The organism is Microbulbifer hydrolyticus (assembly GCF_009931115.1).
GTDB lineage: Bacteria > Pseudomonadota > Gammaproteobacteria > Pseudomonadales > Cellvibrionaceae > Microbulbifer > Microbulbifer hydrolyticus.
On sequence record NZ_CP047491.1, the window covers coordinates 576,011 to 600,394 of the forward strand.

At 54.6% G+C, this 24,384-nt stretch carries 18 protein-coding genes and 1 pseudogene; 11 read left to right on the top strand and 8 right to left on the bottom strand.

The genetic code is table 11. From position 1 onward, the window contains the following. Positions 1-9: 9 nt before the first annotated feature. From GTQ55_RS02425 to GTQ55_RS02440, 5 genes and pseudogenes are all read left to right on the top strand, one after another. Positions 10-489 carry a DTW domain-containing protein gene (locus GTQ55_RS02425; RefSeq protein ID WP_161857300.1) on the top strand — a complete coding sequence of 160 codons (480 nt, stop codon included), beginning with the start codon at positions 10-12 and terminating at the stop codon, positions 487-489. Positions 490-758: 269 nt separating this feature from the next. Further along, positions 759-1,058 (top strand): annotated as a pseudogene (locus GTQ55_RS18095) (toll/interleukin-1 receptor domain-containing protein); the annotation flags it as partial. 39 nt (positions 1,059-1,097) lie between these two features. Further along, positions 1,098-2,816, top strand: a complete 1,719-nt coding sequence (locus GTQ55_RS02430) for a hypothetical protein (protein ID WP_337248017.1) — start codon at positions 1,098-1,100, stop codon at positions 2,814-2,816. A 44-nt stretch (positions 2,817-2,860) separates the two neighbouring features. After that, positions 2,861-3,310, top strand: coding sequence for a hypothetical protein (locus GTQ55_RS02435; RefSeq protein ID WP_161857302.1), 450 nt, complete (start codon positions 2,861-2,863; stop codon positions 3,308-3,310). 817 nt (positions 3,311-4,127) lie between these two features. Next, positions 4,128-6,041: an alpha/beta hydrolase family protein gene (locus GTQ55_RS02440; protein WP_161857303.1), complete on the top strand. Its 1,914-nt coding sequence runs from the start codon at positions 4,128-4,130 to the stop codon at positions 6,039-6,041. Positions 6,042-6,285: 244 nt separating this feature from the next. Here the strand turns inward: GTQ55_RS02440 and GTQ55_RS02445 are convergent, their stop codons facing one another. After that, entirely contained in the window at positions 6,286-6,477 is a 192-nt protein-coding gene (locus GTQ55_RS02445; RefSeq protein WP_161857304.1) for a hypothetical protein, read from the bottom strand. A 165-nt stretch (positions 6,478-6,642) separates the two neighbouring features. On the opposite strand from GTQ55_RS02445, the gene GTQ55_RS02450 reads away from it, so the two are divergent. Continuing rightward, positions 6,643-8,799: a PKD domain-containing protein gene (locus GTQ55_RS02450; RefSeq protein ID WP_161857305.1), complete on the top strand. Its 2,157-nt coding sequence runs from the start codon at positions 6,643-6,645 to the stop codon at positions 8,797-8,799. A gap of 90 nt (positions 8,800-8,889) precedes the next feature. Here GTQ55_RS02450 and GTQ55_RS02455 read toward each other — a convergent pair whose 3' ends face one another. After that, on the bottom strand, positions 8,890-9,915 hold the full coding sequence (locus GTQ55_RS02455) for a zinc metalloprotease (protein ID WP_161857306.1): 1,026 nt from the start codon (positions 9,913-9,915) through the stop codon (positions 8,890-8,892). 532 nt (positions 9,916-10,447) lie between these two features. Between GTQ55_RS02455 and GTQ55_RS02460 the strand changes: the two genes are divergently transcribed. After that, positions 10,448-10,966, top strand: coding sequence for a peroxiredoxin (locus GTQ55_RS02460; protein WP_161857307.1), 519 nt, complete (start codon positions 10,448-10,450; stop codon positions 10,964-10,966). A 109-nt stretch (positions 10,967-11,075) separates the two neighbouring features. On the opposite strand, the gene GTQ55_RS02465 is transcribed toward GTQ55_RS02460, so the two are convergent. Then, positions 11,076-11,873 carry a DUF2884 family protein gene (locus GTQ55_RS02465; protein ID WP_161857308.1) on the bottom strand — a complete coding sequence of 266 codons (798 nt, stop codon included), beginning with the start codon at positions 11,871-11,873 and terminating at the stop codon, positions 11,076-11,078. Between the two features lie 325 nt (positions 11,874-12,198). On the opposite strand from GTQ55_RS02465, the gene GTQ55_RS02470 reads away from it, so the two are divergent. Continuing rightward, entirely contained in the window at positions 12,199-14,736 is a 2,538-nt protein-coding gene (locus GTQ55_RS02470; RefSeq protein WP_161857309.1) for a TonB-dependent receptor plug domain-containing protein, read from the top strand. 151 nt (positions 14,737-14,887) lie between these two features. Here GTQ55_RS02470 and GTQ55_RS02475 read toward each other — a convergent pair whose 3' ends face one another. Both GTQ55_RS02475 and GTQ55_RS02480 read right to left on the bottom strand, forming a co-directional pair. Then, complete coding sequence (locus tag GTQ55_RS02475) at positions 14,888-16,036, bottom strand: pyridoxal phosphate-dependent aminotransferase (RefSeq protein WP_161857310.1); 1,149 nt, start codon at positions 16,034-16,036, stop codon at positions 14,888-14,890. Between the two features lie 52 nt (positions 16,037-16,088). Continuing rightward, on the bottom strand, positions 16,089-16,907 hold the full coding sequence (locus GTQ55_RS02480) for a sulfite exporter TauE/SafE family protein (protein ID WP_161857311.1): 819 nt from the start codon (positions 16,905-16,907) through the stop codon (positions 16,089-16,091). Between the two features lie 280 nt (positions 16,908-17,187). Here GTQ55_RS02480 and GTQ55_RS02485 point away from each other — a divergent pair, with 280 nt between their 5' ends. After that, positions 17,188-19,578: a zinc-dependent metalloprotease gene (locus GTQ55_RS02485; protein ID WP_161857312.1), complete on the top strand. Its 2,391-nt coding sequence runs from the start codon at positions 17,188-17,190 to the stop codon at positions 19,576-19,578. 78 nt (positions 19,579-19,656) lie between these two features. On the opposite strand, the gene GTQ55_RS02490 is transcribed toward GTQ55_RS02485, so the two are convergent. The 3 genes from GTQ55_RS02490 to GTQ55_RS02500 form a co-directional block, all read right to left on the bottom strand. Next, positions 19,657-21,699 carry a S8 family serine peptidase gene (locus tag GTQ55_RS02490; RefSeq protein WP_161857313.1) on the bottom strand — a complete coding sequence of 681 codons (2,043 nt, stop codon included), beginning with the start codon at positions 21,697-21,699 and terminating at the stop codon, positions 19,657-19,659. Positions 21,700-22,267: 568 nt separating this feature from the next. Further along, positions 22,268-23,080, bottom strand: coding sequence for a transglutaminase-like domain-containing protein (locus GTQ55_RS02495; protein ID WP_161859965.1), 813 nt, complete (start codon positions 23,078-23,080; stop codon positions 22,268-22,270). A 17-nt stretch (positions 23,081-23,097) separates the two neighbouring features. Further along, positions 23,098-23,337 carry a DUF350 domain-containing protein gene (locus GTQ55_RS02500; RefSeq protein ID WP_221296248.1) on the bottom strand — a complete coding sequence of 80 codons (240 nt, stop codon included), beginning with the start codon at positions 23,335-23,337 and terminating at the stop codon, positions 23,098-23,100. A 40-nt stretch (positions 23,338-23,377) separates the two neighbouring features. On the opposite strand from GTQ55_RS02500, the gene GTQ55_RS02505 reads away from it, so the two are divergent. Together GTQ55_RS02505 and GTQ55_RS02510 are read left to right on the top strand one after the other, a co-directional pair. Next, positions 23,378-23,821 (top strand): SPFH domain-containing protein, encoded by a 444-nt coding sequence (locus GTQ55_RS02505; RefSeq protein ID WP_237567784.1) that lies wholly within the window; start codon positions 23,378-23,380, stop codon positions 23,819-23,821. Positions 23,822-23,926: 105 nt separating this feature from the next. Next, on the top strand, positions 23,927-24,307 hold the full coding sequence (locus GTQ55_RS02510; RefSeq protein ID WP_237567785.1) for a hypothetical protein: 381 nt from the start codon (positions 23,927-23,929) through the stop codon (positions 24,305-24,307). The last annotated feature ends 77 nt before the right edge of the window (positions 24,308-24,384 follow it).

The following is a 24,384-nucleotide window of genomic DNA, read 5'->3' on the forward strand; positions in this document are numbered from 1 at the left end:
TCTGATTACTTGAGGATTTACCTGCTTACCCATGAGCGCGAGCTCGACAGAAACACGAATACAGGCGCCATCGCTTTGTCGGTTGCGAGTGGCCCGGAGGGTGTGGTACAGCGTATTGTCTGGAGCCGCACCAGTCCGAATCAGAACTTGCTGCAACTATTGGCGCAGGGAGCGGTGGGGTTGCTGTATCCGTTGTCGGAGGCGGACGGCACAGAAATCGGGGTGGATGAGTGTGAACACTTTATTTTGCTGGATGCTACCTGGCAGGAAGCGCGCAAAATATACAACCGCAGTCCTTATTTGAAAACCGTCCCCCGCGTAAATCTGCGGCCGGAGCAGGAGTCCAGATATCGACTGCGGCGGAATCAAAAAAGTGATGGCCTTTGCACTGCGGAATGCGTAATCCAAATTCTGCAGGCGAAAGGGAAGGCGGCGTTGGCTGCTGAAGTTGAGACAGCATTCGATGGGTTCAATTCCCGCGCTCAGTGAGATGTAAGCGTCTTCACGCGGGCACTGCATCGAAGCATGTCTGGTGTGGTGATGGCGCAGGTCCTGATACATCTCCGCAAGCTCGAATGCACCTCGCGAGTATCGACACAGCGACTATTCCGAGTGGAATACATGAAACAGGCGCCAAAAGCGTGGATTTAAGGCTAGATTCCCGCCAGAATTCAACGTGTTGGTACAAATGTGTGGTTTCCGTGAGAGTTTTCACCTAGTCTCAGGCCCCTACTATTCGCCGGGTTAAAGGCTCTGTCATGAGCGATAATAATAACTCCCAGCGTTACCGGGCTTTCATTAGTTACAGTCATGCCAATGAGCGGGCAGCCAAATGGCTGCAGCGCGCTCTTGAATCCTATCGCCTGCCCAAACACCTGGTTGGGCGGGAAACGTCTGCGGGAGTTCTTGCGTCCAGGGTCGGCAAAGTCTTTCGGGATCGGACCGATCTTTCTCTGGCACCGGACCTTACCGTTGAGTTGCAGGCGCGCCTCGCCGCGAGTGATTACCTGATTGTTATCTGCTCTCCGGCTGCTGCCGCCTCCCGGTGGGTAAATGAGGAAATCCTGCAATTTAGTCGCCTGCGCTCTCACAAAAGGGTGCTTGCGCTGATTGCGGATGGTGAACCCTTTGCTTCTGTGGCGGGTAACCCCGAACGGGAGTGCTTGCCTCCCGCGTTGCGCTTCCAGTTAAACCCCGATGGCTCTGTTTCGGAGCGTATTGCAGAACCCCTGGCTTCGGATATGCGCGCCAAGGGCGATGGTCCGCGCATGGCGTTGCTGAAAATTCTGGCCGCGATCCTGGATCTCGGCTTGGATGAGCTGGTGCGCCGGGACCACCAGCGGCGTATGCGGGTTCAGCAACTGATCTCCGCTGCCGCATTGGTTCTGGTCAGTATCTTCGCCGGATTGAGCTACCTTGCCGTGTCTGCGCGCAATGTTGCGGAGGAGCGTAGGCTGGCGGCGGAAGACCTGGTTAACTTCATGCTCACAGATCTGCGGCAGCGACTCGAACCGATTGGCCGGCTGGATGCGCTGGATCTGGTCGGGGAGAAGGTGCTCGACTTCTACTCCAGTCAGCAGGCAAGCACTTTGAATACGGATGCACTGGGAAGGCAGGCTTCCGCCATGCACTTGCTGGGTGAAATTCGCGATTTAGCCGGGGATACGGATGCAGCCATTGCGCTGTTTTCGCACGCAGCACAGACAACTGGAGAGCTGTTGGCGCGGGAGCCGAATAATCCACAACGGGTCTTTGAGCACGCGCAAAGTATGTTCTGGGTGGGGTTCCCGGATTTTCAGCGCGGGGAATATATGCGGGCCCAGCGTTGGTTTGATCAATATCTCGAGTTATCGCGCAAGCTGCTGGTGTTGGATCCCGGAAGCAGCCGTTCGCAAACCGAACTTTTTTATGCGCTCAATACCCAAGCCGTACTCAAGATTCACAATGCCCAATTCCAGGAAAGTCTCACGTTATTCGAAGAGGCTGAAAAAATACTGACAGAGCTTCCCAATTCGGCAGATAACCGCGAGGCGCTGATCAATAATACGGCCTGGATCGCCTCGGCAAATTCATTGCTGGGTGATTTTGAGCGGGCAATTGATGCCCGGCTGCGGCAACTGGCCATGATCGACCAGTGGTTGCAGGAAGAGCCGGATCGGGCAAATCTCACCGACTACACGGTGACGGCGAAAACAGAATTGCTTCGCTTGTTTCAGATCACCAGGGATCAAGCGCGTCTTTCCGAGGTTGTGAATTCCGGCATGGTAGCCGCGGAAAAATTACTCAAGCAGGACCCCACCAATCTTGATTATCGCTTGCGGGCGTATAAGTTTTATCTTGGCGCAGAGCTGAATGAGCCGGATGGCACTTCCCTGTCGCCAACGCTGCTGGACGATATTCGTGCACTGGCCGCCGAGATTCCGGAAAACCTGGATGCGCAAATGCTGCGTTGGGAGGCTGATATCAGCCTGGGTCTGAAAAACCGGGAAGCAGAGGATAATGGAGCATTGTTTGCTTCCGTGCGGGCATTTGAGCAATGGGCATCGAAATTGGACGCGCCGGAGCAGCAGCGCAGGCTGCAGAAGCTACGTGTGCTGGCTAACCTCGTTAGCGCGCTGGATCCGCATTTGGCCTCGTCAGAGCGTCATGCGCGCATCCGTCTTGGTCAGGAAGTTCTTCGTCTCAGCGATAGCGGACTGAAATATTCCGTCCATTGTGATGAATCGAATCTGGATCCGTTAGTCAGCAGTGCGCTGGTCGATACGGATGCTTTGATGTCGGTGATCAGGCGTTGTATCGGCCTGAAGCAAGCCTAGTAGTTTTATCCCAAAAAACCACAAGAAATATCAAGGAAAGATTTATGAGTGACGATTACAAATTCCGTATCAATATCTGCAATTCATCCGATAGCGATGACGGATGCCCCGTTTTTTTTATGGAAGATCCCCATGAAAAAAAGGGGATCGCGACGATCAAGGAGGATGGCACTATTTCCATCTGCAAGGAAAAAGGAAAAAAAGTAAAGATAGCCTTTCGTCTTCAGGACGGGGTCTATGATGGCTATACCTTTGATCTGACTAAATCGTTTAGCGCGACCAAGGTGCCCAGTGGTGAAGCGGGTAATTTCAGTTTTGCGCTTGACGATGCTGGTGATCCTGAGTTGTCTCCCTCAAACGTTAAGGATGATTCGCGTACCCTGGTGGTGACCGATAAGAATGACGATGGCGGTGACTGGCGCTACACTCTGGAAATCTTCAACGATGGCAAGTCAGTCACGATCGACCCGATGATAAAAAATAGCGTGGTTTGATCAGGGTGGGCTGCCCGACAGGTCGAGAGTTTCGGTCCTCACCTTTTGGGCAGCATCCAGAACGTATCGCGCGATAATATTGGTACGGAGCTAGTATTTTTGCTGGAAAAAACACGGGTCGCTTTCGGCATGCTGGGCCTGGCTTCGGCATAAAGAGTCCGTGATCATATCCGGTATGATCGTGGCTCTTTATTCGCCGGTTACTCGGGGTATCTGCAGGTGCTGCCCGTCAGCGCAGTCAAGGCGGAGCATTGCATCGGGATGCTCTATAGAGCGCAATTAAATAATTCCTATTTGATAGGCCGGATGTCACTGATGGATGGCTGGCCCTTCTGTAAGCGGTGCGTATCCTTGCGCTAATCCTTCTGATTTACATCGCGGTAAAGGCATTTGGAGTGCAAGCGGCATCGCGAGCGTCAATTAGCGTCTATCTCCGAAACACTACCGCGTCTCATTATCTGGGTTGTGCTACTTAACCAAAATAGATGGCGCACCTCTATTTTGGTATTGGTGCATTATCTAGCTTCTGTCTCCTGTTGCTTCAGTCAAGAAATGCTCGCCGAAATTTATACCTTATAAAAAGAAAGTTTTGATCTCTGTATTCGTGGTCGACCAAAGCGATTCCATGCATTCCTGCCAATCGTGACTTTTGTGGTTTAGTTCGACCTTCATGGTGAATAAAATTATCTTATGCTGGAATTTTATTCTTTCGTTACTTAATGTGTTTGAGTCGTGAGGCAAATTACCTGGTTTCATGTTCTGCTAGAGCTTCCCAGTTTCCTAAATTTCTAATAATCAAAAAACTTAAGGGGTAAGCATGCGAGTGCTCATCGTTCTTCTGCTTTTATGTCTTTGTTCCAGTGTGCGAGCTTTCGATGTCGTGGATACTTTTGGTGGTCTCCCGGCAATGAAAGATTTTCAGATTTCTCCTAACGGAAAAACGATGGCCTATTTGCGAGAAAATGAGGGTCGATACTACGCTGTTGCGCAGCGTATGGATGAAAATAAAAGCCCGGTAATATTTGGGTTTGAAGAAAGTGAGATTAGGTCGCTGGAATGGGTGAGTGACAGTAAGATTTTACTGCGGGTGTCCGAGGCGTATTATTCAAAAGCTGACTCAGAAAGATTTACGATATACCGTCTCGGAATCTGGGATGTTGATGACAATGATATAACGTGGGCATTTAATGGGCCAAGGTATAAACACAATATTAGTGCACCTAAGCTCGTTAGTAAAATCCTGAATGAAGATAAGTACGTGTTGCTTTCCTATTACTATAGAGAGGTAGATGCTCTTTTTCGGATAAATCTTGAAACCGGTAAGAGAGAGGAAGTTTTTCAAGGAAAAAATATTAATCACTGGATGGCCAATGAAGACGGGGATCTTATCTTCTATCGTAAGTACGATAAGAAGATGGAGCAGGCCGTCTCAATGGTTCGAGGTGCCCACGAGGACGATTTTTCGCCGCTAATGAAGATGGCAGATGGCGAGCTTCAGATCTTCCCTGAAATAACGGTAGGGGTTAGCGAGGAATTGGATCGGGTTTATTACGTGGCAGAGGGCGAGCAGGGTGTTGACTGGTTCCTTGCTGCTCCTGTCAAGAATGGCGTTGTTGGAAATGGTGTAGTTTTGGGGCCTTTGGGTGACCGCGGTTACGACATTAATTCATTGGTTTACGATTATCACTCCTCCATCCTTTCTGGGTATGGCGTTATTCTTGATGTTGAAGAGTTTCGTTTTCTTGCGCCTGAGCTTTCACAAGTATATGCAGATTTGCGCACTACTTTTGAGGGCGCGGAAGTTGAGTTGACTTCGTATACCCAAGATCGATCCAGGTTCGTCGCACGTATTTCCGGTTCTAAGTATGCTGAAGAGTATTATCTGTATGACCAAAAGGCAGGTAAGATTCAATTTCTGGGAAGTGGATATCAAATAAAGGATAAAAATAAGCTGGGGCGCGTCACCAGCTTCTCTTATCAAGCGAGAGATGGCCTTGAGATTTCTGCCTACTTAACAGTTCCTTTACATGTAGAAGGTGAGTTGCCTCCGCTAATCGTAATGCCACACGGTGGTCCGGAAAGTCGGGATAGCAAGAGTTTCGATTGGAAGCGGCAGGCCTATGCCTCGGCTGGATATGCGGTATTTCAACCGAATTTTCGCGGCTCATCCGGATTTGGTACTGAATTCGCTGAAAAAGGCTACGGTGAGTGGGGTCAGAAAATGCAAAGTGATGTCAATGATGGCGTAGAATTTCTGGTTAAAGAAAGGCTTGTTGATCCGGAAAAAATTTGTGTCGTAGGATCTAGTTATGGAGGCTATGTCGCTCTTTTCAGTGCTGTGCAGTACCCGGAGATTTATCAATGCAGTGTTTCTTTTGCAGGGATCAGTGTTTTGAGTGAGATGCACCTTCACGCAGAAGAGCAAATGAGGGGGCTAAGTTATTGGAAAAAGTCTATAGGTGATCGTTTTGAAACAGACGAGTTGTCAAAGTATTCGCCTCTGGATCTGGTGAATAAGGATGCCGCGCCTACTCTCCTGTTTCACGGTGACATGGATACGGTGGTTCCTTTATACCAGTCAGAAAAAATGGCTAAGCGGCTCAAGGCGCTACGAGTAAAAAACAGCGAGTTTATACAGCTTGATGGAGAAGATCACTGGTTGTCAAAGGGGAGTTCTCGTGAAGTTTTTCTAGCAAAGTCCCTGGATTTTATTCGTGAAAATATTCAGTGAAAGATTAAATTGATTTTCCAGATATTTTCTGAGTATTGGGAGTTGTTTGGGTAAATTAGTCTGCATTTGATTTTTTGCCTGGTTCTGTGCGCAGGGAGCACAGTGATAGACTGTGCTCTTTTGGCCAGCTGATTCTGAGCTCGCGTGTGAATTACATCGCCGCCCGCGGTGATCGAATACACACTTGGCGTGTGCAATGCTGGCCTCGAATAAGGGCAGAACACCAAGGACTCGGTTCTCTACATTATGTGTTCTCTAGGTAGGTCAGTCCCCATATCTGGCTTGGCAGTAAATACGTTGTTGCCTTTCGCAGCGAACGCGAGTTACTGCAATTCATCAATTTTTTTCGAGGCGCACCGTTGATGACGATGATGTCATCCTGCTTGCCGACTTCCAGAGTGCTGATCGGGATACCAAATGTTGAACGTTCGTTCATCCATGACTGGTTCCTTCAGTTTATTCGATACTTTTTATCTCTCCCGGCATGTCATGCGTCCCACGTTGGCTGCCAGTGAACAGTGGGAGAAGCGCCATTCACTCGAGTTGGTAGATTGGAGTGGCACGCTGTAAAGCGTGCAGCAACCAATGAGAGAAAATAACGATGCAAAATAAAAATAGTTATAAAGGTTTGCTTCTTACCGTGGGTCTGACGGCGGTGTTGCCGGCTTTCGGCCAGCAGTGTCAGTCTCCGGCTCCGGTATGGGAAGACAACTTCGACGGTACCACTTTGGACACTTCAAAGTGGGAACCCATGATTGGCGATGGTTGTAGTTACGGTATCTGTGGCTGGGGCAATAGCGAGCTCCAGTATTACAAGGCCGAGAACGCCACAGTGGCCAACGGGTTACTGACCATCACCGCCCGCAAGGAACGGGTACAGAGCAAAGCCTACACATCCGCGCGCCTGCGCACCGCCAATATGCCCGATGGCGGTGAGTGGACCAACGGTCGCTTCGAGGCGCGGATCAAGGTGCCGGATGGCACCGGCACGTGGTCGGCCTTCTGGATGCTGCCCACCGACCCCGCCGAAAGTTGGCCGATCAGCGGCGAGATCGACATTCTGGAGTCCATCGGGCAATCGGATGAGTACGTATTTGGCACCCTGCATTACGGCGAGCTGTATCCGAACAACGCCTTCACCGGCAACCGCCTGCTCATCCAGCCAGAACCCTGGTCGGCGGATTTCCATGTTTACGCGCTGGAGTGGGAGCCGAACGAGATGCGCTGGTATGTGGACGACCAGCTGTACGCAACGCTGACGCCCAACGACCTGACCAGTGCATCCTATTGGACCTTTGAAAATTACCAGTACCACTTCCTGTTGAACCTGGCTGTGGGCGGTAACCTTGGCGGTGCCGTGGATGACAGTATGCTGCCGCAGACCATGCAGGTGGATTATGTGCGGGTCTACGATTACGGCCAGCCCAGTATTACTGGTGAGCGTATTGTGGATAACGGCGAAACAACCAGTTATTCCGTTGCCGGTGCCATTGGCGGAAACCCCGGTTACAGCTGGACCCTTCCCGCCGGCGCGACCCTGGTGTCCGGCGGCAACAGCGACACCATCACGGTGCAGTGGGGCAGCGCCGGCGGTGATGTGAGCGTCAGCGTCAGCGATAGCTGTGGTAGTCGCGATTTGAGCCTGCCGGTGCATGTCGGACCCAAACTAGTGCAGGAAAACGTACTGGATGACTTCGAGTCCAATCGCACCCTGGCGTATACGGTGTTCGATGGCACTTTTGTGCAGGATGCAGCCAACCCGCAAGCGGACGCCACCAATGGTTCCTCGACCGTGGCAATGTATACCCGGTCCGCCGGGGCTCAGTACGATGTGATCGCCGCAGATACCGGCGCAATTGTGGATGCGGATCCGTTCCTGTCCGGTGAGAAGGCCTTCTATATGGATGTCTTCACCACCGCCGCCGCGGGTACCCAGATCCTGGTGCAGCTGGAAGACAGTTCGACGGCCACGGCATCGAACTATCCGTCGGGTCGACACTCCAAGTACGCCGCCTATGTGGGCGAGGGCAGCGGATGGCAGCGACTGAAGTTTGAGCTGGACGATCGCATCGATGGGGCTACCCCGGCGAGTGCGGTGGACAGCCTGGTGATCCTGTTCGACCCCAATACCCTCAATGGCGACACCTATTACTGGGATAACTTTGATATCTACGGCCTCGACACGGGTGTCAATCAGGCGCCGACAGCCAGTGCCAGCCACAGCTGCACCGGCCTTGACTGCAGTTTTGATGGCAGCGCCAGCGCCGACAGTGATGGTTCGATTGCGAGCTATCACTGGGACTTTGGGGATGGTGCCACCGCATCCACGGCAACCGCCGCCCATTCCTATGCTGCGACCGGTAGCTATAGCGTGACACTCACCGTTACCGACGATCAGGGGGCAAGCGGCCAGAGCAGCTTCGATGTCAGTGTGAACGACGGTGCCATGGCGACCACCATGTTTGTATCCAGTGTGGTGACCGGTACCGCGTCCGCGGGCAGGGGGCAGAAGTACGCAACCGCCACCGTGACGGTACTGGATGACCTCGGCCGCGGTATGCCGGGGGTATCCGTGACCGGTGACTTCAGCGGCAGTATTGCCGAGAGTGGTGTCAGCGGGCTTACCGACAGCAACGGTATCGCCACCGTGACCAGCTCGGCTTCCGCTGGCGGTAACGTGTCGGTGAGCTTCTGTGTTACCAACCTGAGTGGTGGCCTGAGCCACGATACCGGCACCAGCACCGGACTGTGTCAGTAAACCGGTGTGCGCGGGCGACGCTAGTCGCTCCGCGCCCCGTGGATCTGTGAACAGGGGCCTGCCTCCGGCGATGCCGGAGGCAGGCCTTTTTTATGTGCCGTGAAAACCGCAGGAGCCAACGCGGTCTTTGTAAGGCTGGGAGTCTTTGATAAACGCCGTATATTCCTCGCGAAAGCTCGCGCAGGATGCGGTGGCATCATCCGAGGTGCCGCAACAGCGGATGGCTTCCGACAGCTCCCGCTCGGACACACTGTCGAACGCAGCAGACTGGCCGGCACCGTACATGATGCTGTCGGACCAGGTCTTTGCCGGGCGCCAGGAATTGTTGCCGTAGGCACCGCCGTAATAGCAGCCGGCACCTTCCAGGCAATCGAGGCCGATGTCTTCGGTACCCCACGCCGGGGTGCACTGGGCCCCGAAGTAATCGTCCACGGTGTCTTCTGACCAGGCACAACACTCGACCGTGCCACCTTCATCGGTGGTGCACTCGCCCTGCGTGTCTCGGTTGTAGCCGGTACAGGCGTCCTTACTGTCAAAGGTATGACAGGCCGCACTGGCAGACTGGGTATATTCCGAGGCCGGTTTGAAGCTGCTGCACCATTTGTCGCAGCCGGGTCCGTCCAGGTTGCGCCATTGGCGCGACAGGCTACTGGGCCAGCCGCTCACGGCAGAGCCATCGGCATTGGTGCCGCCGTCGTATAAATCGGCGAGGCCGAAATTGTGCCCTACTTCGTGCACCACGAGATTATTCAGTTTGTACAGTGCGGTCTCTGCATCCGGCCAGCCGCTGTCGCTGCCCAGGTAAATGATTTCACCGCCGGAAGCGCCGTAGCCGGTGTCCGCGATAACGACCTTGATGGTGCCATAGAGGTCGTCCACATCGCACTGCTGCAGAATGGCCTGGTGTATTCTGTCGTCGTCACAACTGAACGAGGCGCCGTTGCTGTTGCCGGTCGCCTTGCATCCCAGCGCTCCCGCATCGGACAGTGCCAACCGGTAAAACGCAAAATTGGAGACATAGTCCCGAAACGGTGCCAGCGCCTGGAACTGGTTGAGGATCGCATCCTCGACGATCTCATCGAAATAGGGAGCATTGTCGAGGTCAGCAAACAGCAATTTGAACTCTGCGGTCTCGCTCCCTGCCACCAGTGGGCAGTCAGGGGTCGCTGTGACCCTTGCATATTCGCCGGGTTGAAGCGCCTGCGGTGATCCAGAAGAATCGCCAGACGTATCAGAAGAGCCATCGGAATTGCCTCCAGATCCGCCTGGGGCTGAGGGTGCCGATGGGGCCTGGCCGATTTCCTCGGCCTCGGGTTCACTGCCATTGCCACCGCCACAGCCGGTCGCAAGCGCGAAAAAAATACACAGGCCTGGCAGCCAGAGAGTATGGTGTCGCATGTTATTGGGATTGAGATCGCTTAAGCTTGGACTCTTGGCCATAGTCCGCGGTTATTGGTGTACGAGCTCAATCCATTGTGCGCCTGTTGCCGGAGCCCCTGTCGTCCTTCCGGCGCGCCCGTCAAGGCGCAAAAGTAGGCGATTTTACGGCTAAAAAATGAGCGTTTCCAGCGATTGCGCCGCAGCGCTGGAAGTGAATGTGGAGTCAGTTATTGACCCGGCGACCGCCGGAAAAATCAGGAGAAAAGTGATGAGAAAATTATTCTTGCTGCTCGCCATGGTGGCGATTGTTGTACCGGCCTATGCGCTGGAGGTAGGGGATAAGGCCCCGGATTTCTCCCTTCAGGGAACCGATGGCAAAACCTACACCCTGTCTGACTTCAATGGCAAGCAGGCCGTGGTTATCGCCTGGTATCCCAAGGCCTTTACCAAAGGGTGTACCATCGAGTGCAAGTCACTTGCGGAAAACGGTCACCTCATCCGCGAGTATGACGTTACCTACTTTATGGCGAGTACCGACGAGGTGGAGGACAACACCAAATTTGCCGAAGAGCAGAAGGCCGACTTCCCTCTGCTAAGTGATCCCAGTGGTGAGGTTGCAGAGGCTTACGATGTGAAAATGCCGGTGCTGAATATGGCCAAACGTGTGACCATCTATATTGGTAAAGACGGGACAGTGCTGAAGATCGACCGGGATATCAAGCCCGCGACCAGTGCCCAGGATATGGCGAGCACCCTGGGGGAACTGGGGGTTGCCAAAAAGGGGTAGCAAGAAAAACGAGAAAGGGTTGAGTCGAGTACTTTCCAAAAAAAAGGCCGCAATTGCGGCCGAACTTTCTGGGGGTAATTCTGGTCAACGCAATCGCGTTTCGCGTCAGTTATTTACTTCTACTATTTACTTCTACAAGGTCAAGCCCCTGCAATTCCGGGATGGCCTTGTGAACGTCTTTTTCGAGAGTATCCAGTTCTGACAGCTGGTTGCACAGGGCGCTTGCCCTGGCTTCCAGCCGTTCCGCTTTTTCTTCCACGGCCTTTTCGGCGGCTTCTGCAGCAATTTCGGCATCCCGCTCGATACTCGCTCCACCGGTAAATACCGCTTTCATCGCGTGCCACGCGATCGCGCCAGCTGACTTTTTGGCGAGCGCCTCTATCTGTGGTTCAAGCTCTCTTTCAAACGTATCGCCCATGGCATGTTCCATCCATGATCCGCCAAAGGTGTATACATCACCCGGCTGCTGGATTTCGGCCAGCAACTTCGTGCGTAGTGCCTCTGAAGATGCGAGAAACTCCTGGGTATCCGGGTCTTCGGCACCAGCCAGGGTTGCCAGAGCGATACCCACTCCATCCAGTGCGATATCCATTGCTTCGGCGGAGATCAGCGTTACGTCCCGGCCAGCACTGTGCAGCCCCTGTTGATAGGACAGCATCAGTGCCTGCTGTTGTTCGTCGAGGATCAGCCCCTCATCCCCAACGGCAAGCTGGTCGGGGGCATGGTAGGCAAAAAGCGGCGCGCTGCTCTCGCTGTCGCGGCTTTCAATAAAGCCGGGGCCCACGGTGACCTGGTGATGAAGGTCGAGAGAGCAGTGGGTACCGTTCCCCGACTCGAGGTTGAGGGATTCGCCGTGTGCCGCCGAGGTCGTCATTACTGCGAGAGCGATGGGGATTAAGGATTTCATCGAGTGTTCCGTTTTCACTGGTTTGTAGTTACGACGATGGCACTGCACCGAATGGATGCATCGGGCTTGAAAAAAAGTTTGGCATGTATATTGCTCCACAGAAAAGTAACACACAGAACATTACAGACTCTTGCGGTCGCAGGTCCCGCGTCCCGCTCAGCATAAAGATGTAATAGGCCACAGCAAATACGGCCAAGCAGTATCTGAAAGAACCCGTTAACACCGATGTTTTCAAACCCTGCGCACTACCAATGTGCGGGCTACGGGAAGCTTTTGCCTAAAGAAAATCACGATTCTGACAATTGTTCAATGAGAGGGCTGGCTAATGAAGCGGAAGTATCTGAGTAGTGCGGTAGTGGCAATCATCACCAGCGGTGCGGTGGCACCGGTACAGCCGGTGTTTGCGGAAGAACTTGAGGAAGTGGCTGTCACGGGGGTTCGGGGGAAGCCGCGTTCGGTATCGGATTCTCCGGTACCGGTGGATGTATTTGGTAGCGAGGCCCTGCAATCGGTGTCCTTTACCGATACCAACGACATAATGAAGACGCTGGTGCCTTCCTATAACGTGACGCGCCAACCGATCAGCGACGGCGGCACATTTATTCGTCCGGCCCAATTGCGGGGCATGCCTACGGATAAAACCCTGGTACTGGTTAACTCCAAGCGCCGCCATCGCGCGGCGCTGGTGCAAATTGGCGGCTCCGGTACCCAGGGACCGGACATTGCCACCATCCCGAGCTCTGCGCTGAAGTCTGTGGAGGTTCTGCGCGATGGCGCAGCGGCGCAATATGGTTCTGACGCCATTGCCGGGGTAATCAACTTTATCCTGAAAGATAATCCAGACGGCGGTTCCTTCAGTGTGCAAGCCGGTGAGTACTCGGAAGGTGACGGCTTCCAGACGACGGCCACCGGTAATGTGGGTATGCCCATCGGCGAAGACGGTTTCTTCAGCCTCTCCGGTGAGATGTCCCAATCAGACTTTACCTCGCGCTCAGAGCAGTACTGTGAAGACTGGTTCTGCCTGGCTGATCAGGATCCTGAGTTCATCGAGGCCGCGAAAAATGCTTCCCTGGAGGGCGATGTTGTACAGCCCTGGGGGCGACCCAATTCGGAAGGTGCGCGACTCTTCTTTAATGCAGGCTATGATCTCGGCGATGGAAAAGAGCTCTACGCATTTGGTAATTATTCAGAAAGTGAAGCGGATGGTAGTTTCTACTATCGCTACCCGGGTAATGGCACCATTGAGGACCTGCGAGAGGAAGATGGCTCCATTTACAGCCCGCTGGAAAAATTCCCGGGCGGCTTTACACCGCGCTTTTTCGGTGAGGTGACCGACTACTCGCTGGTGAGTGGCCTGAAAGGCGAGCTGCTTTCGGGCATGCTGTACGACTTTAGTGCACGCTATGGATACAGCGAAGTCGCCTATACCCTGAAAAATACTGTCAATCCGTCAATGGGGCCCGATAGCCCAACCTCGTTCAAGCCTGGCACACTGGCCAACGAAGAGATTCAGTTGCAGGCCGATTTCTCCAAAGAACTCGATTGGGGTATGGCCGCTCCAGTGGTTGCCGCTTTCGGCCTGAGTTATATGGACGAATCCTATGACCTGGCCGGTGGCGATGAAGCTTCCTATGCGGCCGGTCCCTACGCGACGCAGGATCCCTGGGCGTTCTGTGACGGCGACATCCCCACCGCTGCAGGTCTGGCGGTGATCGCGGGTGGTTCTACCCTGAATTGTGCCGATGAAAATGATCCAATCTATACCGTTGTTGGCGTTGGCTCTAACGGATTCCCTGGGTACTCGCCGGAATATTCTGGCAGCTATTCTCGCGACTCCTACGCGGTATACGGTGACCTGAGTAGCGATGTAACTGACCGGCTATTTCTACAGGCGGCGATCCGCTACGAAGATTATTCCGATTTTGATGCCGAACTGGTGGGCAAGCTCGCCATGCAATACGATCTGACAGAAAATATCGGTCTTCGCTCGTCGATTGGTACCGGTTTCCGTGCACCAACTCCGGGCCAGCAGGGCACCACAAACGTATCCACGCGGCTACCTAATGGCTTCCCGGTTGCCACCGGCTTGTTCCCCGCCAGCAGTTCTGTTGCACAGGCACTGGGTGCCGATGCACTGAAACCGGAAACCTCTACCAACTTTACCTTTGGCTTTACCGCCGATTTCGATGCCCTTTCGATGACGGTGGACTTCTATCGTATTGATGTTGACGATCGCACCTATGCAATCTCAACCCTGGACGTATCTGCGGATAGCTCGACTGGTAGCGCCTATGGCAACTACCTCGCTCTGGTTGACGCCGGCGTTGTCGGTGCGGAATCCATCGGTGGGGTTTTCTACTTTACCAATGCGTTCGATACCCGCACCCAGGGCGTGGATGTAGTTGCCACCTATCCACTCAGCTGGTCCGATACCAGTGTGACCAACCTTACCGCCTCGTTTAACTACAACAAGTCGGAATTTGCCTCTGACCCCAGCGAGTATCTCAACGAAGAAGATGAGTTTGACTTTGAAAACTTCCAGCCGAAACTGCGTGGCGCAGTGACTGCAATGCACGATGTTGGACCGCTGTCCCTGATGGCGCGGGCCAATTGGTATGGCAGCTATGAGAACTTCCAGGCGGGTAACGTTCAGGAATACGACCCGTTGGTTCAGGTCGATCTGGAAGGGCGTTACAACATTACCGAGATGACCAATGTGAGTGTCGGTGGACGCAATGTCTTCGACAAGTACCCGGAAAAAGACCAGCTAGGTGACTACTGTTGTGGTGCGATATACGCGTCGGACACGGTAGTCGACTGGCAGGGTAGCTTCTACTACATGAGCCTGAATCACAATTTCTAAATAGCAGTGTCTTCTGCAAGTTTGGATCCCCGCTTCGGCGGGGATTTTTTATGCCCTGATGAAACGTGAACCAGTGCGAGCCGGAACGGCAGTCACAAAAAAGGCCAGCGAATGCTGGCCAGTGGAGCGACTGCAAATTTGGCGTTGTGAATCAGCTCATACGGTGCAGTACCTTGGGTAGTGCCGAGGTATACTGCTGTACGTCTTCGATATACCCCATACTGACACGAGACCAGTTGGTGTAGTCCCGGTAAATGCCGCGGATAAGTACATTTTCTTTTGCCATCTCCTCACGGAAGGTCTCTGCGTTCAGGTCTCCCAGATTCACGAACATGAAGTTGGTGACGGAGGGCAACGCCGTCAGGCCGTTTTCCTTCACTGCGGCGCTGACCATTTCTCTAGCCTCTTTCACTTTGGCGCGAGAGTAGTCCATAAACGTGTGATCTTCATAGCTCGCGATGGCGGCAGCCAGGCCTGCCTGATTCAGTCCATACCAGCCGATACCAAAGCGCTCCATTTCCGCGATTTTTTCTGGCTGGGCAATCAGGTAGCCCACACGCATGCCGGCGAGGCCGTAAATCTTGGAAAAGGTGCGCGCGACGATGACGTCGTGTCCCTGTTTGATCAGTGGGATAACGGTGTTGGCATCGCTGTTATCGGTCAGCTCGTTGTACGCTTCGTCGGCGAGTACCGTGCACTTTTTAGAAGCCTTGATGCAGAAGTTTCGCATCGCCACAGGATCTATCAGCATCCCTGTCGGGTTATTCGGGTTGGTGACCTGGACCATGGAGATTGAGTCGTCGATCGCCGCGTACATGGCGTCGAGGTCGATAGCGAGTGATTCCAGCTTGGGAAGCCTTTTGATCTCGCCGATATCCTGAATTTCCACTACCCGTGCTGTAGTGTCCCAGAAAAGGTCCGGTCCGAGGATGCTGCCTTTTCGCCCTGCGACAATGGCTGCTGCGACCAGGCCGGCGCTACTGCCGCTACCGAGGGCGATGTGATCCGGGGTCAGTCCGTGGCGCTCTGCAATCATGGTCTTGAGGCGCATGACGCTGTCGTAAACGTAGTAAGCACCCTTCTGGCTGGCTTCCATCATGGCTTTCAGCGCTGCGGGGCTAGGGCCATAGGGGTTTTCATTGGCGTTTAGCTTTGCCACACCTGGCGGCGGGCCATAGAGCGGAGTAGGACGGGATATCTCCTTTGCCGACGCGCTGCTGGCAAGCCCGCTTATGCTGGCTGCCGAGAAGGCCGCAGTGGTGCCCTGTAAAAACATCCGCCTGCTCAGTGATTTGTTCATTATTTTACTCTCCCCGTTGGTGTGTCGTTTTTCAGTTCGGTAACCGAACTGATTAAGCCTTGGCGAACATCGCCAGAGATACCACTATCAGGTACACCCCAAACAGTCGTTTAAGGTGTAGCTCATTCATGCTGTGCGCCCAGCGGGCGCCTATCGGTGCGGAAATGATGGAAAAGACGGAAATCGCGACCAGTGCGGGGATATTTATGTATCCGATGGATCCCATGGGCAGATCTGGTGCACCAAGCCCCATAATGAGGAATCCGATGGCGCCAGGAAGCCCGATAAGGAAGCCAATGCCCGATGCTGTTGCTACCGCCTGGTGTGCCGGCCGGTTGCACAGCACCATCGTCATCACTGTAATGGTGCCGCCACCAATGCCGAGCAGGGAAGAAAATCCGCCGAGAAAACTGGCGAGTCCTGCGCGTGCAAAACCGGTAGGCATCTCCAGCTTCCCTTTCAGGCCATCAAACAGGTGGGGGAAGAGGAAATAGACTGAATACAGCAGAACACCTGCAGCGAATACATGCACCAGGCTTTTACTGTCGGTAAATGACGCTATGTACAGGCCGGCTCCCACGCCCAGTACGATCCATATCGACCAGTCACGCAATACTTTAAAATCCACTGCACCTCGTCTGTGGTGCGCCTGCACCGAGCGTGCTGACGAAACCACAATAGAGGCGAGCGATGTGCCCACCGCAACGCGCATCATTTCATCTGACGCGCTATGCAGGAACGGGAATACCGCCAGCAACGCAGGTACCACGACAAACCCCCCCCCGTTACCGAAAAGGCCTGCGGTAATTCCGGCTATCAGGCCCGCGGCGCAGAGCAGCAGGATAAAAAGAGAAACTTCCTCAAAGCTCATGGGCTCTCCAAATGCTCTTTAGTGACCATGGATACAAAAGCATTAACCGTGCCAATGGGCGCCTGCTATAGAAAGCTGAGGTGAGTTGAGGTCTGATGTCGTTAAGCCGAACAAGCCCCTCAAACCCGGGGTGGAAAGGAGATTGATGCGGCGGTAACACGTGGCGGCTATCGACAATCCGAACCTGGAGGTTTACGGATGTGCCATCGCTGGTTATCTTCGTCCCGGTATTGATCCATAACGATTTTAACGAACTCGAATAAAGCCCGGCGGGGGAGACATGCTCAAAAAGATAATCCTGGTGACGGCGCTGCTCGTCAGTATCGGCACGCATGCCGAGACCATCAGCAAGCTGACTGCAACGATGAACAAGCAGCAGGGGTTGTTCGACTTCTATTGGGATGAAACCAAGGGCCGCGTATTGCTGCAGGTTGATCAATTTGATCGCGAACTACTGCTCCTCACTGGACTGGCCCAGGGGCTGGGCTCGAATCCTGTAGGCCTGGATCGCAATCAGGCGGGCGAAAGCCGCGTGGTCAAGTTCGAGCGAGTGGGTAACAAGGTTCTGATACACCAGCTGAATCTGGCTTATCGGGCCCAGTCGGAGAACCCGGCGGAGCGGCGCGCGGTCGAAGAAGCCTTTGCGACCTCTGTGCTGTGGGGCTTTGATGTCATTGCGGAAGAGGGGCGGGGGGTGCTGATTGATTTCACCCCATTCCTGTTGAGCGATCAGCATGGTATTGCCCGAAGCCTCAAAAGCGCCAAACAGGGGAGCTACAGCGTTGATGCGAGTAAATCCGCAATTTATCTTCCTCGCACCAAGAGCTTTCCCGAGAATACCGAATTTGAGGCGCAGTTGACCTTTGCCGGTAACGAGCCCGGCAACTATATGAAGGAAGTGGTACCGACGCCGGAGCTGGTTACCCTGCGTCAACATATCTCTCTGGTGGCGTTGCCAGATGACGACTACCAGCCGAGAAAATTTCATAGCCGCAGTGGTTATTTCCCGCTCAAATACCGCGACTACGCAACAGCGATTGACCAGCCACTGGATCAGCGGCTGATTTTTCGCCATCGCCTGCAGAAGAAACCGAACAGTAATGAAGCGGTTGAACCCATCGTGTATTACGTCGATTCCGGCGTACCGGAGCCCGTGCGTAGTGCATTGATCGAAGGGGCCAGCTGGTGGAATCAGGCATTTGAGGCAGCCGGGTTCGAGAATGCGTTTCAGGTCAAGGTTCTTCCTGAAGATGCCGATCCATTGGATGTACGCTACAACGTGATCAACTGGGTACACCGCTCAACACGCGGTTGGTCCTATGGTTATTCGATCTATGACCCGCGCACGGGTGAAATCCTGAAGGGTAATGTAACGCTCGGGTCTCTGCGTGTTCGACAGGATTTCCTGATCGCGCAGGGCTTGCTGCAGCCATACGGCAACAAGGACGCAGATACGGAAAGGCTCAAAGCGATGGCGCTCGCGCGTATTCGCCAGCTGTCGGCACATGAGGTGGGGCATACTCTGGGGCTCGCACATAACTTTATTGCCAGCACCGAAGATCGGGCGTCGGTAATGGACTACCCAGCACCATTGGTTACCCTGAAGGGAAGCGACCTGAAGCTTGGTGAAGCCTATGCCACCGGTATCGGAGGCTGGGACAAACTCGCGATTCGCTACGGGTATGGCATTGCCGAGGGAGATGAGTCGGATTACCTCGCGAGTGTGATCGATGAAGCGCAAAAACAGCAATTGCGCTTCATTTCCGATCCGGATTCCCGTGTCATCAACAACGCGCATGCGGAGTCACACCTGTGGGACAACGGAGAAGACGTGTTGCAGGAATTTCAGCGTATGGCGGAACTGCGTCGTCACGCGCTGGAAAACTTCACCGCGGCCGCAAACCGACCGGACGCGGCCCGCTCCTCGCTGGATGAAACGCTGGTGCCGGTCTACTACGGTCATCGCTACCAGGCGGAAGCCGTGGGCAAGCTGATCGGCGGGCTGGATTACAACTACCTGTATAACGATGCGAAGGGTGAGAGTTACTCCATGGTACCCCCGGACAGGCAGCAGCAGGCGATTGATGCGCTGGCGCATACGCTGAATCCGGAGTTTCTGGCCATGCCGGAAAAGGTGTTACAGCTGCTGCCACCGAAGTCCTACGGCTATCGCCGTACCAATGAGAGCTTCCCCGCATACACTGGCGTCGCCTTTGACGGGATCGCCATGGCGGAGGCGGCCGCCGGCCATACCTTTTCCATTCTGCTCGATCCAGAACGCGCTGCACGTTTGCAGCAACAGCAGGCGCGTCGCGGCGAGGGGCCGGGGTTCAATACTCTGCTTGCCCAGCTGACAGAGCAGGCACTGGCCAGTAACAAGTACGAGGGGCTGGAGGCTGCCATTCACCAGCGAGTAAATCATGTTTACATCCACCAGTTGATGCTGCTGGCTGGCAATAAGAAAGCGCCGGAATCCGCCCGTGCCCGCGCAAGTTTCGAGCTGGCCAGGTTCCAGCATGCCATTGGTGAGATGAAGCTCTTCGGTGAAGACGCTCACGGCTACAACGCGCACTACTTTTACGAGGCCAACCGTATTGCTGCGTACATGGCTGGAGACCTGAAGGTGGAGCCGGGAGATATCAAGGGGATGCCGCCTGGGTCACCCATATGATCCGTGTCAATTGGGCCTGAAGAAGCAAAAAGGCCGTGCAAATAGCACGGCCTTTCTTCATTCCAGGCGGGGAAAAATTCAGAAAAAGCAACGCCCGCCCCAACGGAACTGGCAGGTTGCGGTTACCTCGCGGGTTACCGAGTGACTGGCACCATCGTTGTCGGTGACGGTCAGGGTGACACGGTAAGTACCGTTCTGGGTGTACTCGTGGCTCGGGTTTTGTGCATTAGAGCTGCCGCCATCCCCAAAATCCCACGACCAGCTCTGAATGGTTCCATCACTATCCGAACTGTTATCGGTAAAGCTGGCAGTGGAACGGCTTATCGACACAGTAAAGTCGGCCTCCGGTGGCGCGTTTTCCGCTGGATCAGAAACCGTGACCTGCCGGCTGATGGAGTCGGTGGCATTTTCATTGTCAGTGACTGTCAGCGTCACGGTATAGGTGTCTGGGGAAGCGAAGTTGTGTGAAGGGTTCTGTGCGCTGGAACTGGTGCCATCACCAAACTCCCAGCGCCATGAATTGACGGTGCCATCGCTGTCGCTGCTGGTGTCGGTAAAGTCCACACCCAGGCCACTGGTGGTGAAATCAAATCCCGCATCCGGGGCCTGGTTCTGTACCGGGCCTGAAATGTCGAACGACTGCCTGCTGCTGTCGCTGGCATCCTCGTCGTCAGTGACCGTCAGCGTTACCTCGTAGGTCCCACCGCTGGCATACGTATGCTCTGGACTCTGTTGGGCGGATGTATTGCCATCGCCAAAGTCCCACGCCCACCGGGTGATGTTACCGTCGCTATCCCCGCTCTGGTCCGTGCAGCTGAGAGTCAACGCGTCGGAGGTACAGCCAAACTGGGCGGTGGGCGGTCGATTGCCGCCACTGACCGCATCCAGCGCGGCGCGCGCATCAATGATTCCCGCTCCGCAGCCGCCACTGCAACTGCCGGGAACCGCACGCGCGGTGTCCTGTATTGCCTGGATGACCTGATTTGGCGACAGCGCGGGATTCGCCTGGTACAGCAGGGCCGCTACGCCAGCGACATGGGGGGCGGCCATGCTGGTGCCCTGGTAGTGCCGGTAGGTTTCTCCGACAGGACCCTGTGAGCCACTGTTGAGCGTGGAGAGAATTCCGTTGGCGGTCGTATTGGTCTCTCCGCCGGGTGCACTGATCTCCACGGAATCGCCGTAATTGGAATAGCTGGCGCGGTTCCCCTGGCGGTCTGTGGCGGCTACGGTGACCACGCCATTACAGTTTGCCGGGGCGTAATTCGCGGCGTCGGCATTGCTGTTGCCGGCGGCAATAACCACCGTTGTGCCATTGGCGCGCGCGGTATCAATCGCGCTCTGCATGGCCGCGCCGCAACTTCCCTGTCCGCCGAGACTCAGATTGATGACCTGGGCCGGATTTGCATTGGCCGGCACGCCGGAAACTGTGCCGCCTGAGCTCCACACGATGGCATCAATGATATCCGAGGTGTAGCCGCCGCATTTTCCCAGTACCCGCGCGACCAGGACTTTGGCCCCCGGGGCAATGCCGGCCACACCCTGGCCATTGCCGGTAACTGCGGCGATGGTGCCCGCGACGTGGGTGCCGTGCCAGCTGCTGTTGCGCGGCTGGGACGGGTTGAAGAACCCGCACTCCCAGGCATCGAGCCAGTCACCGGGGTCGCTGGGGTCGTTATCACGGCCATTGCCGTCATTGGCGACCGCTGTGTCACCGATAAAGTCATAGCCGCGAATCACATTGGCATTCAGGTCCGAGTGATCGGTAATGCCCGTATCGATGACCGCGACCACGACACCGCTACCGTCGTGCGTATCCCAGGCGGTTTCCAGGTTGATGCCACCGGTGGCTTCGAAGTAATGCCACTGTTCGCTGTAGCGACTGTCGTTCGGCACGGCCGTATGTTGCATCATGCGGTCGACTTCCACGGACAGCACCCCAGGTTGTTTCTCCAGCGTGCGGATCAGCTGTTGTAGTGCGTTTTCCGGCAAGCGTTGTTGCAAGCGCAATACGTCAAACTCGCCACCGAAAAGGCTGCGGCGATAGCGTAAATCTGCGCCGGCAATACGGGAAAGGGCTGCCGCGGTATCGCGGTGGTCGCGACCGGAGCTGGCGGAGGTCATTCGCAGTATCAGCTGCTGTGGCAGTTGGCCGGGAGTGATTTCCGGTTCAGCTGGCCAGGGTTGTGCGGAACTGTTGGCCGTGACAAGAAGAGCAAGCCAGCAACCAATGCCGGCTAACGAGGAAAAAGAGCGAGTCAATCCAGAGGCAATCACAACTGCGTCCTTGCATGGTCGGCGCGAAAACCTTGCGCGAAAGGCCTGCGCACCGGTTGGGTCTCAGCGCCTTCCTGGCGCAACCTTTTTTTAAGACTAGCAGGTTAGCTTTGGAGATCCTGGGGAGCGGGCAATCGATCGTCAGGCAGGTAGTGGTTGCGGGTTATGGGAAAGGTGGGTCAGATCGCTGATCACACAGTTGCGGCCGGCAGCTTTGGCGCGATACAGCAGACCATCCGCCTAATTGATCGCCTGAAAGATATGATGGTGCACCAGGCAATCAGGAATATACTGCCCAGCATCGCACTGGTGAACAGCATGGAAATGAAAATATAGTCTGTCGCCGCCATGGCCTATTCTCTGGGAGCTATTCCTTTCCGAACCATTTCAATAGCTCGCTCTCCGGTGATCGGTATCATCCGCGAATAAACTGAGACTTTCTGATCCAGTGCTTGCCACGGTAACTGCGTGTTGGTGCGGAGGTGGTTTTGGCCCAGAAGAAATCCCGGTTGAACTGGAATTCCACCTCGTAACCCTCGGCCAGAGCGGCCAGGGGCATCGCCTGCCAGTTGGACTGGCGGCGTTTGCTGGTTGCTTCCAGCAGGTATTCGGTGTTGTTCACAATGGCTACCACCCAGGCATGCCCTTCGCCCTTGTGGGTGCCCAGGGCAACCCGCGCATCAACCCCCAGGTTGATCAGCCAGTCGGCGAGTAAAATTGCGTGGTCCTCGCAATCGCCGCGTTTCTGGTAGTACGCCTGACGGGAGGTCTGCCAGATATCCGCAAGGCCCGCATACTGCAGGTGGTCGTACTGATACTCTTTGCGGATCGCCAGTGTATATAGCGGTACCCAGAGATCTTTGGTTTCAAACGGCTGGAATCCCACCAGGTAGCTGTTGGCAAAGTGATGGAGTTTGTCCAGGCCGCGTGCCGAGGCCGTCACCGACTCCAGCCCCTGCCAGTTCCAGACGGAGATATAGCTGCTCTCCTGTTCGGAACGCTTGCCGACCGCCTGCTGCACCATGGATTCGGTGAGTGGAGAGCTACTTCCTGTCACCAATACAGAGCCGCGCTGATCGTCCTTTGTATCCTGGGACGTGTCAGGATTGCGATTCGACGCCCTTTTTAACGGCTTCAGGATGCTTTTTTCCTGTTGTGACGGTTGCTGCTGCACAATCAATTCCGGCAGCATCAACGCCATGCCAAGCAATACGCCTGCCAGTAGCATACGCACGGTAAAAAGCCTCAGCCCTTGAGGCCAAAGGAAATGATCAGGGCCACGAACACAAGGATCGTGGAGGCAAAGATGGCCACGGCGATATTGCCGTTCTTCAGCTCCGCCTCGATATCCACATGCTTGAGTAATTTCTTATCGATAATCAGCAATGCCAGCATGCCAATCAGCAGTGCCAGCAGGGTGTACAGAAGGTTCAGGCCGAGGTTGAACAGTGTTGCGGTAAGGAATTCAGATTGCACGTTTTTCATCCATGTAGATCATTCGCGCGCAATTAGATCACAACACACAATGATTTTCCGCTGCGTGCCGCTAAACACTGACAATATTTCGGTAAGTCAGGTGTACAACACTTATGCCCAGCCGGTGATTAGGGATGGGGTTCGACGGGTAATCGCCAGGTACTCCATTAATGAAATTGTCTCCAGCCGGGAGATAATGAACACACAGGTGGCCAACTGGCTGCTGGACCGAACCCTCGTCATCCGTTTTCTCGCCCTGCTGCTTTTTATCTGGGTACTGGTCGGCTTCAATTCCAATGCCCCGAAGCTGGTATTGCAGCCGGATTGTTCTGCAGAGCAGAAGGCCAGAGAGAGGGCACTGCAGGTGGAATCCGGGGCGGTGGAAAACTTTGCTCCAAAAATGCGCAAGGCAGAGGAAACCAGTGCGCATCTGGAGTCATTAAGAGACGAGCAGCAGGCTGAAGTTACAGGCGAAGAAACGCCTGACTCATAAAACGTAGCGGGTTTCAGGTGAATGAGATTTTAGCAGGTATTTTTGTTGGGAACGGGTTCTGCCCTGAGTAGACTTCCGAACACGTTGGAAGAGGAGGTGTTTTCCATGCGTTATTTAATACCTGTAGTACTGTTTTGTTCGCTCTCTGGTGTCGCCATGGCACAGCAACCGATGGCTCAGCTCCCGGCTGGCGCTTCGGAAGTGCAGATCATGGGTAAGACTTACTGGCACAGTGGCGATAACTTCTATCAGTTCAATGAGAACACCGGTATGTTCTATGAAGTTCCTCAGCCCACAGTGCAGGCGCATAAGGATCGTGCATCTCAGGCGCACCAGTCTGTGGTAGCCCAGCCTGGCCCGGGTGTGACAGCTGACCAGATTGAAGGCTGTCGTAATGCCGCGGCGGATAAATCCAATGCGGTGCCTAACCGAGGCAGTGAGGTGTACATTAACGAATACAACAGCTGTATTCGCGACCTTCAGTAACCAGTGACTTTTAGACTCGAAGGTGGAAAAGGATTACCGGTATCCCGGTAATCCTTTTTTTATGTCCGTATTTTTTT

What these genes read in the sequence shown, in the direction of transcription:
- GTQ55_RS02435 (WP_161857302.1), top strand. Translation starts at nt 2,861, where the DNA reads ATGAGTGACGATTACAAATTCCGTATCAATATCTGCAATTCATCCGAT.
- GTQ55_RS02440 (WP_161857303.1), top strand. Translation starts at nt 4,128, where the DNA reads ATGCGAGTGCTCATCGTTCTTCTGCTTTTATGTCTTTGTTCCAGTGTG.
- GTQ55_RS02445 (WP_161857304.1), bottom strand. Translation starts at nt 6,477, where the DNA reads ATGAACGAACGTTCAACATTTGGTATCCCGATCAGCACTCTGGAAGTC.
- GTQ55_RS02450 (WP_161857305.1), top strand. Translation starts at nt 6,643, where the DNA reads ATGCAAAATAAAAATAGTTATAAAGGTTTGCTTCTTACCGTGGGTCTG.
- GTQ55_RS02460 (WP_161857307.1), top strand. Translation starts at nt 10,448, where the DNA reads ATGAGAAAATTATTCTTGCTGCTCGCCATGGTGGCGATTGTTGTACCG.
- GTQ55_RS02465 (WP_161857308.1), bottom strand. Translation starts at nt 11,873, where the DNA reads ATGAAATCCTTAATCCCCATCGCTCTCGCAGTAATGACGACCTCGGCG.
- GTQ55_RS02470 (WP_161857309.1), top strand. Translation starts at nt 12,199, where the DNA reads ATGAAGCGGAAGTATCTGAGTAGTGCGGTAGTGGCAATCATCACCAGC.
- GTQ55_RS02475 (WP_161857310.1), bottom strand. Translation starts at nt 16,036, where the DNA reads ATGAACAAATCACTGAGCAGGCGGATGTTTTTACAGGGCACCACTGCG.
- GTQ55_RS02480 (WP_161857311.1), bottom strand. Translation starts at nt 16,907, where the DNA reads ATGAGCTTTGAGGAAGTTTCTCTTTTTATCCTGCTGCTCTGCGCCGCG.
- GTQ55_RS02485 (WP_161857312.1), top strand. Translation starts at nt 17,188, where the DNA reads ATGCTCAAAAAGATAATCCTGGTGACGGCGCTGCTCGTCAGTATCGGC.
- GTQ55_RS02490 (WP_161857313.1), bottom strand. Translation starts at nt 21,699, where the DNA reads ATGACCTCCGCCAGCTCCGGTCGCGACCACCGCGATACCGCGGCAGCC.
- GTQ55_RS02495 (WP_161859965.1), bottom strand. Translation starts at nt 23,080, where the DNA reads ATGCTACTGGCAGGCGTATTGCTTGGCATGGCGTTGATGCTGCCGGAA.
- GTQ55_RS02500 (WP_221296248.1), bottom strand. Translation starts at nt 23,337, where the DNA reads ATGAAAAACGTGCAATCTGAATTCCTTACCGCAACACTGTTCAACCTC.
- GTQ55_RS02505 (WP_237567784.1), top strand. Translation starts at nt 23,378, where the DNA reads ATGATTTTCCGCTGCGTGCCGCTAAACACTGACAATATTTCGGTAAGT.
- GTQ55_RS02510 (WP_237567785.1), top strand. Translation starts at nt 23,927, where the DNA reads ATGCGTTATTTAATACCTGTAGTACTGTTTTGTTCGCTCTCTGGTGTC.